Here is a 16,539-nt window from a genome sequence, read left to right on the forward strand (position 1 = left end):
AGCCACGACAAGGTGGTGCGGTCCACGCACGGCGTCAACTGCACCGGTTCGTGTTCCTGGAAGGTATATGTCAAGGACGGCGTAATCACCTGGGAGACACAGGAGACCGATTATCCCAGTGTCGGCGCCGACCGCCCGGAGTACGAGCCGCGCGGCTGCCCCCGCGGTGCTGCCTTCTCCTGGTACACGTATTCGCCGACGCGGGTGCGCTACCCGTACGCCCGTGGGGTGCTGGTGGAGATGTATCGCGAGGCGCGTGAGCGGCTCGGTGATCCCGTCCTCGCGTGGGCCGATATTCAGGCCGATCCGGACCGGCGACGGCGCTATCAACGTGCCCGCGGCAAGGGCGGTCTGGTCCGCGTGAGTTGGGCCGAGGCGACCGAGATGATCGCCGCCGCCCACGTGCACACAATCGCCGAGTACGGCCCGGACCGGGTGACGGGCTTCTCGCCCATCCCGGCGATGTCGATGGTGTCGCACGCTGCCGGATCGCGTTTCGTCGAACTGCTCGGCGGCGTGATGACCTCGTTCTACGACTGGTACGCCGATCTTCCGGTGGCGTCCCCGCAGGTCTTCGGTGACCAGACCGACGTGCCGGAGTCGGGCGATTGGTGGGACGCCGCCTACCTGATGATGTGGGGCTCCAACGTTCCGGTCACCCGTACCCCGGACGCGCACTGGATGGCCGAGGTGCGCTACCGCGGTACGAAGGTGGTGTCGATCAGTCCGGACTACGCAGACAACACGAAGTTCGCCGATGAGTGGATGCCGTGCGCCGCGGGTACCGATGGGGCGCTGGCGATGGCGATGGGACACGTAATCCTCACGGAGTTCTACCGTGACCGGCGCGAGCCGTTCTTCGTCGATTACGTCCGGCGCTACACAGACCTGCCATTCCTGGTGAAACTCGAAGAGCGCGAAGGATATTGGGTCGCCGGTAAAAACCTCACCGCTGCCGACCTCGGGTACGACACGGAAAACGCCGCGTTCAAACCGGCCCTGTACGACAGCGCGGCCGGTGCGGTGGCGGTGCCGGAGGGCTCGCTCGGGTTCCGGTTCGGCGAGCAGGGAATGAGCCGCTGGAACCTCGATCTCGGGAGCATCGAACCCGCGCTCACCGTCTCGGGGCTGGGCGATGTGCAGGAGGTCGCGCTGCCGACGTTCGACAGCGTCGACGGGCACGGCACCGCGGTGCGACGCGGCGTGCCGGTAATCACTGTCGGCGAGCATCGCGTCTGCACGGTGTTCGACCTGCTGCTCGCCCAGTACGGCGTGGGCCGCGACGGACTGCCGGGCGAATGGCCAACCGGGTACGACGACGCGGCCGCGCCGTACACGCCTGCCTGGCAGGAACCGATCACCGGCGTATCCGCGAACCAGGCGATCCGGATCGCGCGCGAGTTCGCCACGAACGCAGTCGATTCCGGCGGCCGCTCGATGATCATCATGGGCGCGGGAATCTGTCAGTGGTTCCACGGTGACGCCACCTATCGAGCCGTGTTGTCGTTGTTACTGCTGACCGGGTCGATGGGGCGCAATGGCGGCGGCTGGGCGCATTACGTCGGCCAGGAGAAATGCCGCCCGGCGACCGGGTGGGCGACCATGGCGATGGCCACGGACTGGAGCCGGCCGCCGCGGCAGATGGCCGGGACGTCGTTCTGGTACGCGCACACCGATCAGTGGCGCTACGACGGCTATCGTGCCGACGCGTTGGCGAGCCCGTTGGGGCGCGGTAGATTCCGCGGCAAGCACACCATGGACGTGCTCGCATCGGCGACCCGGATGGGCTGGTCGCCGTTCTTCCCGCAATTCGATCGCTCCAGCCTCGACCTCGCCGACGAGGCGGAACAGGCGGGCGTTGATGCCGGCGAGTATGTCGCCGAGGAGTTGGCGCAGGGACGGTTGTCGCTCTCGGTGATCGACCCAGACGATCCGCGCAACTGGCCGCGGGTGCTCAACATTTGGCGCGCGAACCTGCTCGGCTCGTCCAGCAAGGGCAACGAATATTTCCTGCGGCACCTGCTCGGCACCGATTCGAATCTGCAGGCCACGCCGACGCCCGAGAATCGCCGCCCGCGAGACGTTTTCTGGCGGGAACCCGCGGAAGGATCGACGGCCGAGGACAACGGTCCCGAGGGCAAGCTCGATCTGCTGATGTCGATCGACTTCCGCATGACCTCGACGACGCTGCTTTCCGATGTGGTGTTGCCGGCAGCGACCTGGTACGAGAAGGCAGACCTGTCGAGCACCGACATGCACCCGTTCGTCCACGCGTTCTCGCCGGTGATCGATCCGCCGTGGGAAACCCGTTCGGACTTCGAGGCATTCGGGGCGATCGCGCGGGCATTCAGCGCGCTCGCGAAGGATCGGCTCGGCGTACGCAAGGACGTGGTGCTGGGCACCTTCCAGCACGACACGCCTGGCGCGCTCGCGTATCCGGCTGGTAGCGAACATGATTGGGGTGCGCTGCGCGAGACGCCGGTGCCCGGGAAGACAATGGGCCCGATCGCGGTGGTCGAGCGCGATTACGGAGCCATCGCCGAGAAGTGGGCAGCGCTCGGACCGCTGGTGGAGAAGGTCGGGCTGGTAACAAAGGGCGTCACCACGATCCCCGATCAGGAGGTGGCCGAACTCGCCGCCAAACATGGCGTGATGAACACCGGCGCCGCGGCCGGGCGGCCGGCGATCGACACCGCCGAGAAGATGGCCGACACCATCCTGGCGCTGTCCGGCACGTCAAACGGACGGCTCGCGGTGGAGGGCTTCCGGCAGCTCGAGCGTCGCACCGGACGCCAACTGGCGCATCTGGCGCTCGGCAGTGAAGAACGCCGGATCACCTACGCCGACACCCAGGCTCGGCCGGTACCGGTGATCACCAGCCCGGAATGGTCGGGCAGCGAGACCGGCGGGCGGCGGTACGCGCCGTTCACCGTGAACATCGAGGAGCTCAAACCGTTCCACACACTTACCGGCCGCATGCACTTCTATCTCGACCACGACTGGCTCGAAGAATTGGGTGAGCAAATGCCGGTCTACCGGCCGCCGCTGGATATCGCGAGGCTGTTCGGGGAACCGGAACTGGGCACGGACCGCGACGGCATCGGCCTCACCGTCCGCTACCTCACCCCGCACAGCAAATGGTCGATTCACTCCGAGTACCAGGACAATCTGTTCATGCTGTCGCTCTCGCGCGGCGGACCGACGATGTGGATGTCGCCGGCCGACGCGGCGAAAATCCAGGTACGCGACAACGACTGGGTTGAGGCGGTGAATCGCAACGGCGTGCTGGTATGCCGGGCGATCGTCTCGCACCGGATGCCCGACGGCGTGGTGTTCGTCTACCACGCGCAGGAGCGCACGATTGACGTGCCGCTGACCGAGACCACCGGCAAACGCGGCGGCATCCACAACTCGCTGACTCGGCTCCTGGTAAAGCCGTCGCACCTGGCGGGGGGCTACGCCCAGACCGCCTTCGCGTTCAACTATCTCGGCCCAACCGGCAACCAGCGTGACGAGGTCACCGTGGTGCGCCGGCGCTCGCAGGAGGTGACCTACTGATGGACGCGAGTGGAGCCTGCGGAATGAGGCAATCATGAAAGTCATGGCGCAGCTGGCGATGGTGATGAACCTCGACAAATGCATCGGCTGCCACACGTGCTCGGTCACCTGCAAACAGGCGTGGACGAACCGCGGCGGTACCGAGTACGTCTGGTTCAACAACGTGGAAACCCGTCCGGGACAGGGATATCCACGCACCTACGAGGATCAGGAAAAGTGGCGCGGCGGCTGGGTGCGTGACCGGCGTGGGCGATTGAAGCTGCGCGACGGCGGCCGGCTCGCGAAGCTGGCAAAGATCTTCGCCAATCCGAAGCTGCCGTCCATCGCGGACTACTACGAGCCGTGGACCTATGATTACGAGAACCTCACCGATGCGCCACTGGGCGAACACATTCCGGTGGCTACGCCGCGCAGTCTGATATCGGGCCAGCCGATGAAGGTGTCGTGGTCGGCGAACTGGGACGACGACCTCGGCGGCTCGCCGGAGATCGTGCCCAACGATCCGGTGCTGGCCAAGGTGAGCGAAGAGGTGAAGCTCGAACTCGAGCAGACCTTCATGTTCTATCTGCCGCGGATCTGCGAGCACTGTCTCAACCCGTCGTGCGTGGCGTCGTGCCCGTCCGGGGCGATGTACAAGCGGGCCGAGGACGGGATCGTGCTCGTCGATCAGGACCGCTGCCGCGGCTGGCGGATGTGCGTGTCCGGCTGCCCGTACAAGAAGGTCTACTTCAATCACAAGACCGGTAAGGCCGAGAAGTGCACGTTCTGCTATCCGCGGGTCGAGGTGGGCATGCCAACGGTGTGCGCAGAGACGTGCGTGGGGCGCCTGCGCTACATCGGGTTGCTGCTGTATGACGCCGATGCGGTGCTTGCCGCAGCATCGACCGAGCGTGAAACCGATTTGTATCCAGCACAACTCGATGTGCTACTCGATCCGCACGACCCGGCTGTGCTTGCCGCCGCGCGGGCCGAGGGCATTTCCGACGAGTGGCTGGAGGCGGCGCAGGAGTCGCCCGTGTACGCGCTGATCAAGGACTACCGTGTCGCGCTGCCGCTGCATCCGGAGTTCCGCACCATGCCGATGGTTTGGTACGTGCCACCGCTGTCTCCGGTGGTGGACGCGGTGAGCCGGGACGGGCACGACGGCGAGGATCTCGGCAACCTGTTCGGCGCGCTCGACGCGCTGCGCATTCCGATCGAGTACCTCGCGGGGCTATTCACTGCGGGCGACACGGAGGCGGTTGCGGTGGTGCTGCGCCGGCTCGCGGCAATGCGCTCGTATATGCGCGACATCAACCTCGGTAGGGAGACGCAGCCACATATCCCCGAGGCGGTCGGGATGACCGAGGAGTCGATGTATCGCATGTATCGTCTCCTCGCGCTCGCGAAATACGATGAGCGATACGTCATTCCGACGGCCTACGCGACGCAGGGGCACAAGCTCGAGGAGACCGCGACCGACTGCCCACTGGATTTCGAGGGCGCACCCGGCATGTACGAGTCGGGGCCGTTCGGGGAGGCAAGCGGCGGCCCGGTGCCCGTTGCCGTAGAGAATTTCCACGCCCTGCGGGAGCGGCAGAACACCGAGGACATGTCGGCGAACTCGACGAATCCTTCGCGGGTGAACCTGTTGAACTGGGATGGCAAGGGCAGCCCGGCCGGGCTGGTTCCGCCGAGGCACGGTGACGGATCATGAGGTGGCGCGGCAAGACCCGGGAGTCGCAGCTCGCCGACCGGCTGGTCTGGCAGGCGGCGTCATTGCTTCTCGACTATCCCGGAACCGAATTCGACCGCCGCCTCGATTCCGTCGACGCGATCCTCGCGCGGTTGCCGTCCGAGCGGGCGACCGATCTGATCGCGCTCTCCGCACAGTTGCGCGGAGCCGATCGCTATGAAGCGGCAACGCGATACGTCGAGACGTTCGATCTGCGTCGCCGAAACACGCTGTACCTCACGTATTGGACCGCGGGGGAGACCCGCAATCGCGGCCGCGAAATGCTGCGATTCGTCGAGGCCTACCGCATTGCGGGGATGACGCCGCCGAGCGGCGAGGCGCCGGATCATCTCGCTGTGGTCCTGGAATTCGGCGCAACTGTCGACCCCGACGCCGGCCGGCGCCTGCTCGGGGAGTTCGCGGTACCGATCCGGACCATTCGTTCGGGGCTTGCGGACGCGCAATCGCGGTATGCCGCAGTGCTGGACGCCGTGTGTGCGACATTGCCCGCAGCCACCGATACCGAGGCCGCGCGTGCCCGCCGCCTCGCCGACGAGGGGCCACCGGCCGAAGCGGTCGGGCTCGAGCCCTTCACCCTCACCGTGCCGCCGCGTCGAACCGGCGCTGCTGAACGGAAGGAGGTGGGTTGAGTGGGCGAACTGTTCTGGGACGTGGTGCCGTACGTCGTGCTCGCGATCGTCGTCGTCGGGCTCTGGTGGCGCTATCGATACGACAAGTTCGGATGGACCACGCGCAGCTCCCAGCTTTATGAGAGCCGACTACTGCGCATCGGCAGCCCGCTGTTCCATTTCGGAATTCTCGTGGTTATCGTCGGCCACATCATCGGGCTGGTCATCCCGGAATCCTGGACCGACGCAATGGGGCTCAGCGAGCATGCGTACCACGTCCAGGCAGTCGTGCTCGGCACCATCGCAGGGGTCACCACCCTGCTCGGAGCGTTCATTCTGGTATATCGCCGCCGCACCCGCGGACCCGTGTTTCTGGCAACCACCTGGAACGACAAGCTGATGTACGTGGTGCTGATCTGCGCCATCGTCGCCGGGCTGACCACGACGATGCTCGGCGCGAACGGCAGCCAGGGCAACTATCGCGAGACGGTCGCGCCGTGGTTCCGCTCGATCTGGATCCTGCAGCCGCGCGGCGACCTCATGGCCGAGGCCGCGCTCTCGTACCACATCCACGTGATGATCGCGTTGGTGCTGTTTGCGTTGTGGCCGTTCACGCGGCTCGTGCATGTGTTCAGCGCACCGATCGGATACCTGTTCCGCCCCTACATCGTCTACCGCAGCCGCGACGACGCGCGGCGCAGCGAACTCGTCGGTTCGCGCCCGCAGCGACGCGGCTGGTGACCCCTCCCGGACGACGAGGTCCCGCACTGCCGTCCGGTAATGTTGCGCATCCGATGATCGCCATGAACCCCACCACCAGCCTCGATTCGGGCGTGCAGCGCACTGTGCTGCCCGGCGGCCTCCGAATCGTCACCGAGCAAGTACCCGGAGTGCGGTCAGCCTCCGTGGGCGTGTGGGTCGGCGTCGGGTCGCGCGACGAGGGCCGCACGGTGGCCGGCGCCGCGCATTTTCTCGAGCACCTGCTGTTCAAATCGACGCCGACACGCACCGCGCTCGATATCGCCGAGTTGGTCGACTCGGTCGGTGGCGAGCTCAATGCCTTCACCTCGAAGGAACAGACGTGCTTCTACGCGCACGTGCTCGACGATCACCTGTCCCTCGCAGTCGACTTGGTCGCGGACGTGGTGCTGAACGGTCAGTGCCGGGCGCCCGACGTCGATGTCGAGCGGCAGGTGGTGCTCGAGGAACTCGCCATGCGCGACGACGATCCCGAGGATCTGGTCGGCGATGAGTTCCTGGCCGCGCTGTTCGGTGACCATCCGCTCGGCCGGCCCGTGATCGGCAGTACCGATTCGATCGAATCGATGTCGCGAAACCAGTTGCGTTCCTTCCATGTTCGTCGCTACACGCCCGAACGGATGGTCGTGGCGGTGGCGGGCAACATCGATCACGCACAGACCGTGGAGCTGGTGCGCCGCGCCTTCGCCGACCGGCTCACGGACGGGGCCGAACCTGCGCCGCGCCGGGAAGGGCGGTTCGGCGCCAAGCCGCCGGCGTCGCGCCTGCATCTACTGGATCGCGACAGCGAACAGGTTCATCTCGTTTTCGGCATGCAGGCCTACGGTCGCCATGACGGCGGCCGGCGCTGGCCGCTGTCGGTGCTGAACACCGCGCTCGGCGGCGGGCTGAGTTCGCGTCTGTTCCAGCAGATCCGCGAGCAGCGCGGCCTCGCGTACTCGGTGTTCTCCACCGTGGACACCTTCGCCGATACCGGTGCGCTGTCGGTGTACGCAGGCTGCAATCCGGACAGCCTCGCCGACGTCGCGCGCCTGGCGCGGGACGTGCTCGCCGATGTCGCCCGCAACGGGCTCACCGATGCCGAGGTTTCACGCGCGAAGGGTTCGCTTCGCGGCGGACTGGTTCTCGGCCTGGAGGATTCGGGCTCACGGATGAACCGGATCGGCCGTAGTGAGCTGAATTACGGTGACCACCGCAGTATTTCCGAGACCCTCGACAGCATCGGTGCCGTCACCAGTGAGCAGGTGAACGCGGTCGCCGCCGAACTGCTGCGGCGGCCTGCCTCGGCCGCTGTGGTTGGCCCGTATCGCCGCAAGCGGGATCTGCCCGCCGCAGTGCGCGGCATCGTCGCGTAAAGCCCGAAACGCCCAGCGGCGGTGTCACGCACTGCTGCGTGACAACCGCCGCTGGGGTTGATGTCGTTCGGCCGCTGGCCGAACCGCCTATCCGAACAGGCTGGGGAAGAAGTTGGCCGAGCCGGTGCCCCCCGAGCCGGGGTTGCAGCCGGTCACCGTGACGGTGTGCCACTGGCGATCGCCGAGCCACTCCGGGAATCCGGACTCGGTCTCGCCGTTGTTCCCGGGAGGGCCCAACACGATGCGGTAGTCGATCTTGTGGGTATTGGCCTCCGGGTTCGGCAGCGGCGGGTTCCAGGATGCGTTGATGTTCTTAAGATCCTGGACGTAGGTGGCGAGGACCGGGTCACGGTCGGAGACCATCGTGCGGTTCTCCGGGGTGTTCGGCTCTACCTCGTCGGGCCAGGTCGGCGACGCGGCCTTCGAAGCCATGTTCGGAGTACCGGTGCGCCAGACGTCGAAGCCGACACCGATGTCGCGACCCTCTTCGTCGTCGATGCGCCAGTCGATCGTGTACGTGGTGACGTTGGTGCGGTTCTCGATGTTGAACTCGGCCTTGCAGCCGCCGAGATCGGTGGCCCAGAACTGCACGGGGCCGGTGCGCTGACCGTTGTCCACGGCGGCACCGGCGGGCGCCTGGGTGAGGGTGAGAATCGCGCCTGCCGCCACCACGGCCGCGGCAGAGATCCGGACTGACCTGTTGATATTCGATTTCACGGGCACTGCCTTCGCTGCGGGAGAGGTTGTTAACGTGGTTAACATCACAAAAGGTAGTGGAGACGTTACATTTTAGTCAATCGTCCAATTGGTATTCGGTGTACCGCTTCGATTGGCTGATGTCGTGAACCACCTGTTTTCGCTGCTCAACGCCATATCCCGGCAACACGAATTCGCGATCCGCACACGCAATTGCGTATGCGGATCGCGAAACGCTATGTGAAATCGTGGTTAGGCCGCGACGAGTACCGCGTTCTGTGTCTCGTCCCCGAGGTCGGAGGCCTTCATCCGGATGGTGACGAGCGTGACGATCAGGGCGAGGACGAAGAAGCCGGCGCCCCAGTAGAAGGCCACGTCGTAGCTATGGATGCTCGCTGCGGCGAACCCGACGGGATCGACCGGCACCATCTGCCCGGTTGACGGATCGACTTGCATGGCGGCGCCGGGATGCCGGGTCAGCACCTGCGTCACGATCGTGCTCAGCAGTGCGAGTCCGATAGAGCCACCCACCTGCTGTGAGGTGTTGAGCAGCGCGCTGGCCACACCCGAGTCGTGCTCCTCGATCCGGTGTAGTGCGACCGACTGCGCCGCGACGAACAACAGGCCCATACCGAAGGCGATCAGCACCTGGGCGGGAAGCACGGTGGTCAACCACGTGCTCGCACTATCGAGTTGTGCCAGGTAGAGCAAACCTACGGTGCCGATGACCCCGCCGGCGATCATCGGGGGGCGCGGTCCGATGCGAGGAACGAGGGCGCTCGCCAGACCCGCGGCGACGATGATGCTGGCCGGGAACGGCAGGAACATGACGCCGGTCTTGAGCGGTGTGTATCCGAGCGTGTTCTGGAAGTAGAAGCTCAGGAACATGAAGACCGCGAACATCGGGACCATCACGATCAGCGCCACCAGAAAGGCGCCGCCGCGGTTGATCTCGCCTGGAATATGCAGCGGCAGGAGTGGATTTTCCGACCGTGTCTCGATTACCGCGAACGCCGAAAGCAGTACGGTGGCCGCTGCGAACAGCGCCAGGGTTGAGGTTGCAGACCATCCGTCCTGCGCAGCCCGGGTGAAGCCGTAGACCAGACTGATGAGGCCGGCCGTGGAGGTGATCGCGCCGGGTAGGTCGTAGCCACGCTGACGCGGCGCGGGAACGTCGCGTACCACGAGCGCCAGGGCGCCAGCCGCGGCAATGAGCGCAATCGGGACATTGATCAGCAAAGTCCAGCGCCAGGAGAAGTACTCGGTCAGCGCGCCGCCGGCGATCAGGCCGATGGCTGCCCCACCGCCAGACACGGCTGCGTACACGGCGAACGCGCGTGCGCGTTCGGTGCGTTCGACGAAGGTGACGGTGATCAGCGACAACGCCGCGGGCGCGAGGATGGCGGCGAATGTGCCCTGGAGTGCACGGCCGCCGAAGAACGACATTTCGTTCCAGGCGAGGCCGGCCAGTGCAGAGGAGGCGGCGAAGCCGGCGAGCCCGACAAGGAACATCCGGCGGCGCCCGAGATAATCGGCGAGCCGGCCGCCGAGTAGAAGCAGTCCGCCGAAGATCAGCGTGTAAGCGGTCATGGCCCATTGCCGGTTGGCATCGGATATGTCCAAGTCGGTCTGGGCATAGGGCAGCGCGATCGTGATGATCGTTGCGTCGAGCACCACGATCAGCTGGGCGAGCGCGATAACGGCGAGTGCCCACCAGCGGCGGGAGGAGCGGTCGATCAGTGGGCCACCATCGGCGGGAGTCGCCGGTGGGCGGGGTGGCAGCAGGTTGGTTTCCGACATGATGGCGTCCCCTCGGTCGATCAGAGTGTCGGCGCGTCGGCGGCGCGTCAGCGATCCGCCGTCTACGTTGGCTCGTCCCAGTTCCGGATACACATCACGGTAGGAATCGAGGCCGGCCACGGCATGAGTAGTCGTCTACTCCAATTCGGCTGCCACGCGCGACGATCGGTATGCGTACTCGCAAACGACACCTGCCCGGTGCTTTCGCGCCGGGCAGGTGTCGTTGTCGGCGTGTCAGGCGACGTGGACGGCGTTCTGGGTCTCGTCCAGATCGGATGCGCGCAGCCGAACGGTGAACAGCGTCACGATCAGCGCGAGGACGAAGAACCCGGCGCCCCAGTAGAACGCGACGTCGTAGCTGTGGATGCTCGCCGCGGCGAAGCCGACCGGGTCGGCCGGTACCAGTTGTCCGGTCGCCGGATCGACCTGCATGGCACTGCCCGGGTGACGGAGGAGTACCTGTGCGGCAATGGTGCTGAGCAGGGCGAGGCCGACCGAACCGCCCACCTGCTGTGCGGTATTGAGCAGAGCACTCGCGACGCCGGAATCGCGCTCCTCGATGCGGTGCAGCGACACCGTTTGCATCGACACGAACAGCAGGCCCATACCGAACGCGATGAGCAGTTCCGCGGGGAATACGTCGATCAACCAGCTGCTCCCGATGTCGAGCTGGGCGAGGTAGACCAGGCCGAGCGCGCCGAGGATCGAGCCGACAATCAGTGTTGGCCGCGGCCCGACGCGCGGGATAACGGAACTCGCGACCGCCGCGGCGATAACAATGCCGCCCGGGAATGCCAGGAAAGCCACGCCGGCCTTCAGCGGTGTGTACCCGAGGGTGTTCTGGAAGTAGAAGCTCAGGAACATGAACATGGCGAACATCGGGATCGGCACGATGAGTGCCACGAGGTACCCGCCCGCGCGATTGATTTCCCCTGGAATATGTAGCGGCAGAAGAGGATTAGGCGATCGGGTTTCTATTACCACAAAGACGGTCAACAGCACTGCGGCGACCGCGAACAACGCGATCGTGGTGCCGGCCGCCCAGCCGTCTTCGGCGGCTCGGGTGAATCCGTACACCAGGCTGATCAGGCCGGCAGTGACTGTGACCGCGCCGGGCAGGTCGTATCCTCCGGTTCGCGGACGGGGCACGTCGCGAACGACGAGTGCCAGCGCGCCGAACGCGGCAAGGATTGCGATCGGCGTGTTGACCAGGAGCGTCCAACGCCAGGACAGGTATTCGGTGAGCACTCCGCCGGCGATCAGTCCGATCGCGGCACCGGCGCCGGACACCGCTGCGTACACCGCGAATGCGCGCGCACGCTCGACGCGTTCGACGAATGTCACGGTGATCAGTGACAGTGCGGCGGGCGCGAGGACGGCCGCGAATGCGCCCTGGAGTGCCCGGCCACCGAAGAACGACAGTTCGTTCCAGGCCAGCCCGGCCAGAGCCGAGGATGCGGCGAAGCCGATGAGGCCGACAAAGAACATGCGGCGGCGGCCGAGGTAGTCGGCAAGTCGCCCGCCGAGCAGCAGCAGACCGCCGAATATCAGTGTGTAGGCAGTGAGCGCCCATTGCCGATTGGCATCGGATATGTCCAGGTCTGCCTGGGCGTAGGGAAGAGCAATCGTGACGATCGCGGAGTCGAGAACCACCATCAACTGGGCAAGCGCGATGACGGCGAGTGCCCACCAGCGGCGGGAGGAGCGGTCGATGCGGAGGCCGTCGTCAGTGGCGTCCGCCGAAGGATTCGATTCGAGAACTTCTCGTTCGGACACGATGGTGATCTCCTCGGTTGTGGAGAAGCTTCGGCGCTGCGGCGGCGCTTCGATGATCCGCCTGCTTCGTCGCGAACAATCAAAATAATGGCAGATTCAGACAGATGTCGTCAACCGCCAATTGCGCTTCGATGACAATTGTCTGAAAAGGCCGGTTCGCTGGTTTCAATCACCATCGACGGGGTTATCATCGCCAATTATGGGCCAGGTGACCGACAAGTTGGGCCTGCGTGAGCGCAAAAAGCTCCAGACGCGGGCCGCGTTGATCGAGGCGGCGCTCGAGCTCTGCGACCGCCAGGGCTTCGATGCGACGACGGTCGACCAGATCGCGGCGAAGGTTGATATCTCGCCGCGCACCTTCAATCGCTACTTCGCGACCAAGGAAGACGTCGTGCTCGGCCCGATCGAAGACATGGTGCGTGCCGTCGTCGCCGCGCTCGACGCGCAGCCGCGCACGGGTAACGAACTCGAGGCGCTGTGCCGCGCGCATATCGAGTTCTTCGAGGAAGCGCAGAACCAGGACCCACCTTCCCCGCTGTTCGAAGAGTTCATGGTGATGAACCGGATCATCGCGGCGGCACCTTCGGTCCGCGCCCGCAGCGTCGAGATGGGCGAATGGAAGCTCCAGTCGATGCGCGCGAAGGTCGCCGAACGGATGGACCTCCCCGAGGACGACCTGCGGGTACGCGTCGTGATGTCCACCTGGTCGAGCCTGATGCAAGTCGCCATGGATCAGTGGGACATCAGAGAGGACCGTCCACCGACGGTCGACTGCGCCCTCGCACTTCGCACCACCTACGAAACCTTTCAAGGCGTGATCCCGGCGGCGAAATGAAAATTCGCGGCGCGGTCCTCGAGGAAATCGGGCGAGCTACGCCGTATGCCTCGTCGTTGCCGCTGTCGGTTTGTGAGGTCGAACTCGGTGAACCCGCTGCGCACGAACTGTTGGTGCGGATCGAGGCGGCCGGACTGTGCCATTCGGACCTCTCCGTCCTCGACGGCAACCGAGTTCGACCAGTGCCGATGCTGCTCGGTCATGAGGCCGCGGGCCGAGTCGAGCAGGTGGGCTCGGCGGTGAGCGACGTACAGGTGGGGGAGCGTGTCGTGATGACGTTCCTGCCACGGTGCGGAGAATGCGCGGCATGCCGTACCGACGGTCGGCTGCCGTGCATCCCGGGATCCGTCGCCAACACCGCAGGCGAAATGCTCGACGGTGGTCGCCGACTGAGTCGAGGCGGCGCGGAAATCCAACACCACCTTGGTGTTTCGGGTTTCGCGACGCATGCAATCGTGGATCGCCGCTCGGTGGTTCCCGTCCCCGACGATGTGCCGCCCGAGATCGCCGCGGTGCTCGGCTGTGCCGTCCTCACCGGCGGCGGCGCCGTGCTCAACGCGGGTCGCCCCGGGCACGGTGACTCGATCCTCGTCGTGGGGCTGGGCGGCGTTGGGATGGCCGCGCTCCTTGTCGCGGTCTCGCTCGGGCTCGGCGAGGTCATCGGTGTCGACGCTTTGACCGAAAAGCTCTCTGCCGCAGGCGAATTCGGTGCAACGCAGGTGTACTCACCGGCCGAACTCGCCGATTCCGGCGTCCGTGCCGATCTGGTGATCGAGGCCGCGGGCAATGCGCGCGCTTTCGAGGCCGCGGTGGCCGCCACCGCGCCGGGCGGTACGACGGTGACGGTCGGATTGCCGGCGCCCTACGCGCGTTCGGAGATTTCGCCGCTCGGGCTCGTGGGCGAGGCGCGCACGATCATCGGCAGCTACCTGGGATCGGCCGTTCCGTCTCGGGATATTCCGCGTTATGTGCAGCTGTGGCGCGAGGGCAGGTTGCCGCTCGAGCGTCTGATCTCGGCGCGGATCGGCCTCGACGATGTGAATGCCGCCATGGACGAACTGGCCACCGGACACGCCCTGCGTCAGGTAATCGTTTTCGACTGAGCGCGTGGGTGTGCTGACGCGCGGCGCGGTCGGCGGCTAACGTCGAATTCATGACCTCGCCGGCGTTCGGACCGGGCTGATGGCGGAACTCGTCCTCGGGCCAGTACTCCGGCATGTCGGTGACTGCGACGCGACCATCTGGGTGGAGACGTCGCAGCCGTGCACCGTGGAGATCCTCGAGCAACGCGAGCACACCTGGACCGTCGCCGGTCATCACTACGCGCTTGTCGTAATCGAAGGGCTCGAGCCGTCGTCGACAACCGAGTATCAGGTCGCCTTGGACGGTGAATTGGCCTGGCCCGGCCCCGATTCGTCGGGTCCTTCGCTGATCCGCACCCTGCGTGACGACGGCACCCTCGACCTGGCCTTCGGCTCCTGCCGGTTCGCCACGACCTCGACGACCGAGGATCCGCATCTGGGCATCGACGCGCTGGAGAGCTACGCCAAGCGAATGCTCCGGCAGGAGCCGGATGAGTGGCCCGACGCGTTGCTGATGCTGGGTGATCAGGTGTACGCGGACGAGCTCTCCGCACCGATGCGACGACGACTCGAGAAGCATCACGATCTCTCGGAGCCGCCGGGCGCGCAGGTGCGCAACTTCGAGGAGTACACCTGGCTCTACGCCGAATCCTGGTGCGAGCCCGACGTGCGTTGGCTGTTGTCCACCGTCCCGACATCGATGATCTTCGACGACCACGATGTCCGCGATGACTGGAACACTTCGCACGCCTGGCGACAGGACGCGCAGGCGACCGACTGGTGGTCCGAACGGATCGTCGGCGCGCTGATGTCGTATTGGATCTACCAGCACCTCGGCAATCTCTCGCCTGCCGCATTGCGTCATGACGAGCTGTACCAGCGCGTGCGCACGGAGGGCCGCGACGGTGAACCGCTGCTGCGCGAATTCGCGATCGAGGCGGACAAGGAGGCCGACGGAGAGAAGGGTGCCCGCTGGTCCTACCGCCGCGACCTCGGCCCGGCTCGGCTGCTGGTCATCGATTCGCGGTGCGGGCGCATCCTGGCCGACGACGAGCGGTCGATGGTTTCGGAAGCCGAGTTCACCTGGATCGAACAGCAAACCGAAGGCGAGTACGACCATCTCCTGATCGGCACCTCGCTGCCCTGGTTGCTGCCGCGTGCGCTGCACGACGTCGAGTCGTGGGACGAGGCGCTCGCCGCCGGGGCGCGCGGACCGCGGCTGGCCCGATGGGCGGAAAAGCTTCGCCGGGCAGGCGATTTCGAGCATTGGGCGGCGTTCCGGAAATCCTTCGATCGGCTCGCCGAGCTACTCGCGGATGTCGCGCGCGGTGAACAACGCGGCCAGCCGCGGCCGCCCGCCACGGTGTGCGTGCTGTCCGGCGATGTGCATCACGCCTATGTCGCCGAAGCCGTGTATCCGGACCCGACCCCTTCGCCGGTGTATCAACTGACGTGCTCACCGCTGCACAATCACGTACCGCCCGCCATCAATGGGGTCTTTCGGGCCTCATGGAGCCGAACCGCTGAGCGCGCCACCCGATTCATCCTCGGCCGGGTCTCACACGTGCCGCCGATGATCATCGACTGGCGAGAGCGGTCACGTCCGCAGTTCGGGAATCAGATCGCGACGCTGCGATTGTCGGGGCGCACAGCGCATCTCGTGGTCGAGAAGGCGCTGAAGAAGGACTCGCACGAGTTCGACACCGTGGTGACGCTGACGCTCGCCGACGAATCGCGTGATGTCAGCTCTGCGGCAGATCGAACTGCAGATAGCTGATCCCACGCAGATCGAGCCAGACCTTCTCCGGTGACCGCACGATCCGCGCCACCACCGCCTCGCATGCCCGGCAGCGCAGCACCACACCCGGCGCCGCGTCGAACACGATCGCTTGGGCGAGTTCGGCTGTGCTGCCACAGGAATCGCATCGCCCGATCGCCGCCGTCATCTCGGCCCCGAAAACCTCGCGCAGCAGGCCGGCCGCGGAGTTCCCGTCGAGTGGAATGGTCATGGTGGTCCTCCCGTCGGCCCGAACCGCTCGGTCTTTATGCCGTCGGCCGGATGGCCAAGCGAAACAAGCAGGTTCGCAGTTGCTTCCACGAAACCATTGGGGCCGCAGACGAATACCTGAGGGGACCGTTCAGTCTCCCAGCCTTCGGCGGTGAGATCGGCAGCATTGATCCGTCCGGGCGGCCGGTCGTAGCCGGGCGGCGCCTTGCGGGTGTAGACGCGGTGTACCGACACGCCGTCCGCGGTCAGCGCTGGGTCGCCGGTGTAGATCTCCTCGATGGGGCTGCGCAGCGAGTACACGAGGCGAATCGGGGTCGAGGCGCCGGC

General features: G+C 65.9%; 13 protein-coding genes. 8 read left to right on the plus strand and 5 right to left on the minus strand.

Features of this window, described 5'->3' with window-relative positions:
- The 5 genes from A8G08_RS13145 to A8G08_RS13165 form a co-directional block, all read left to right on the plus strand.
- The coding region (locus A8G08_RS13145) for a nitrate reductase subunit alpha (protein WP_068274493.1) at positions 1-3,558 on the plus strand (3,558 nt) is incomplete at its 5' end.
- 34 nt (positions 3,559-3,592) lie between these two features.
- Entirely contained in the window at positions 3,593-5,254 is a 1,662-nt protein-coding gene (gene narH, locus A8G08_RS13150) for a nitrate reductase subunit beta (RefSeq protein ID WP_068274494.1), read from the plus strand.
- Entirely contained in the window at positions 5,251-5,922 is a 672-nt protein-coding gene (narJ, locus tag A8G08_RS13155) for a nitrate reductase molybdenum cofactor assembly chaperone (protein ID WP_068274495.1), read from the plus strand. The genes narH and narJ overlap by 4 nt, the downstream gene beginning before the upstream one ends.
- Complete coding sequence (gene narI, locus A8G08_RS13160) at positions 5,923-6,642, plus strand: respiratory nitrate reductase subunit gamma (RefSeq protein ID WP_068274496.1); 720 nt, start codon at positions 5,923-5,925, stop codon at positions 6,640-6,642.
- A gap of 53 nt (positions 6,643-6,695) precedes the next feature.
- Positions 6,696-8,015: a M16 family metallopeptidase gene (locus tag A8G08_RS13165; RefSeq protein WP_068274497.1), complete on the plus strand. Its 1,320-nt coding sequence runs from the start codon at positions 6,696-6,698 to the stop codon at positions 8,013-8,015.
- Between the two features lie 87 nt (positions 8,016-8,102).
- Here A8G08_RS13165 and A8G08_RS13170 read toward each other — a convergent pair whose 3' ends face one another.
- From A8G08_RS13170 to A8G08_RS13180, 3 genes are all read right to left on the minus strand, one after another.
- Positions 8,103-8,732, minus strand: a complete 630-nt coding sequence (locus tag A8G08_RS13170; RefSeq protein ID WP_084436170.1) for a hypothetical protein — start codon at positions 8,730-8,732, stop codon at positions 8,103-8,105.
- A gap of 231 nt (positions 8,733-8,963) precedes the next feature.
- The gene (locus A8G08_RS13175) at positions 8,964-10,511 is read right to left on the minus strand and encodes an MFS transporter (RefSeq protein ID WP_068274514.1); all 1,548 of its coding nucleotides are present in this window, start codon (positions 10,509-10,511) and stop codon (positions 8,964-8,966) included.
- A gap of 234 nt (positions 10,512-10,745) precedes the next feature.
- Positions 10,746-12,287, minus strand: a complete 1,542-nt coding sequence (locus tag A8G08_RS13180; RefSeq protein ID WP_068274501.1) for an MFS transporter — start codon at positions 12,285-12,287, stop codon at positions 10,746-10,748.
- Between the two features lie 199 nt (positions 12,288-12,486).
- Between A8G08_RS13180 and A8G08_RS13185 the strand changes: the two genes are divergently transcribed.
- The 3 genes from A8G08_RS13185 (at position 12,487) to A8G08_RS13195 (ending at position 15,981) form a co-directional block, all read left to right on the plus strand.
- Positions 12,487-13,122 carry a TetR family transcriptional regulator gene (locus tag A8G08_RS13185; protein WP_068274503.1) on the plus strand — a complete coding sequence of 212 codons (636 nt, stop codon included), beginning with the start codon at positions 12,487-12,489 and terminating at the stop codon, positions 13,120-13,122.
- Entirely contained in the window at positions 13,119-14,225 is a 1,107-nt protein-coding gene (locus A8G08_RS13190; protein WP_068274505.1) for an alcohol dehydrogenase catalytic domain-containing protein, read from the plus strand. Before A8G08_RS13185 ends, A8G08_RS13190 begins: the two co-directional genes overlap by 4 nt.
- A gap of 79 nt (positions 14,226-14,304) precedes the next feature.
- Positions 14,305-15,981: an alkaline phosphatase D family protein gene (locus A8G08_RS13195; RefSeq protein ID WP_068274507.1), complete on the plus strand. Its 1,677-nt coding sequence runs from the start codon at positions 14,305-14,307 to the stop codon at positions 15,979-15,981.
- On the opposite strand, the gene A8G08_RS13200 is transcribed toward A8G08_RS13195, so the two are convergent.
- Together A8G08_RS13200 and A8G08_RS27490 are read right to left on the minus strand one after the other, a co-directional pair.
- Complete coding sequence (locus tag A8G08_RS13200; RefSeq protein WP_068274508.1) at positions 15,947-16,213, minus strand: DUF6510 family protein; 267 nt, start codon at positions 16,211-16,213, stop codon at positions 15,947-15,949. The two genes, A8G08_RS13195 and A8G08_RS13200, sit on opposite strands and share 35 nt — an antisense overlap.
- A partial coding sequence (locus A8G08_RS27490) for a ferredoxin reductase domain-containing protein (RefSeq protein WP_483757013.1) occupies positions 16,210-16,539 on the minus strand: 330 nt, incomplete at its 5' end. The genes A8G08_RS27490 and A8G08_RS13200, both read right to left, overlap by 4 nt.

Origin of the sequence: Aldersonia kunmingensis (genome assembly GCF_001646865.1) — a bacterium.
Taxonomy (GTDB): domain Bacteria; phylum Actinomycetota; class Actinomycetes; order Mycobacteriales; family Mycobacteriaceae; genus Aldersonia; species Aldersonia kunmingensis.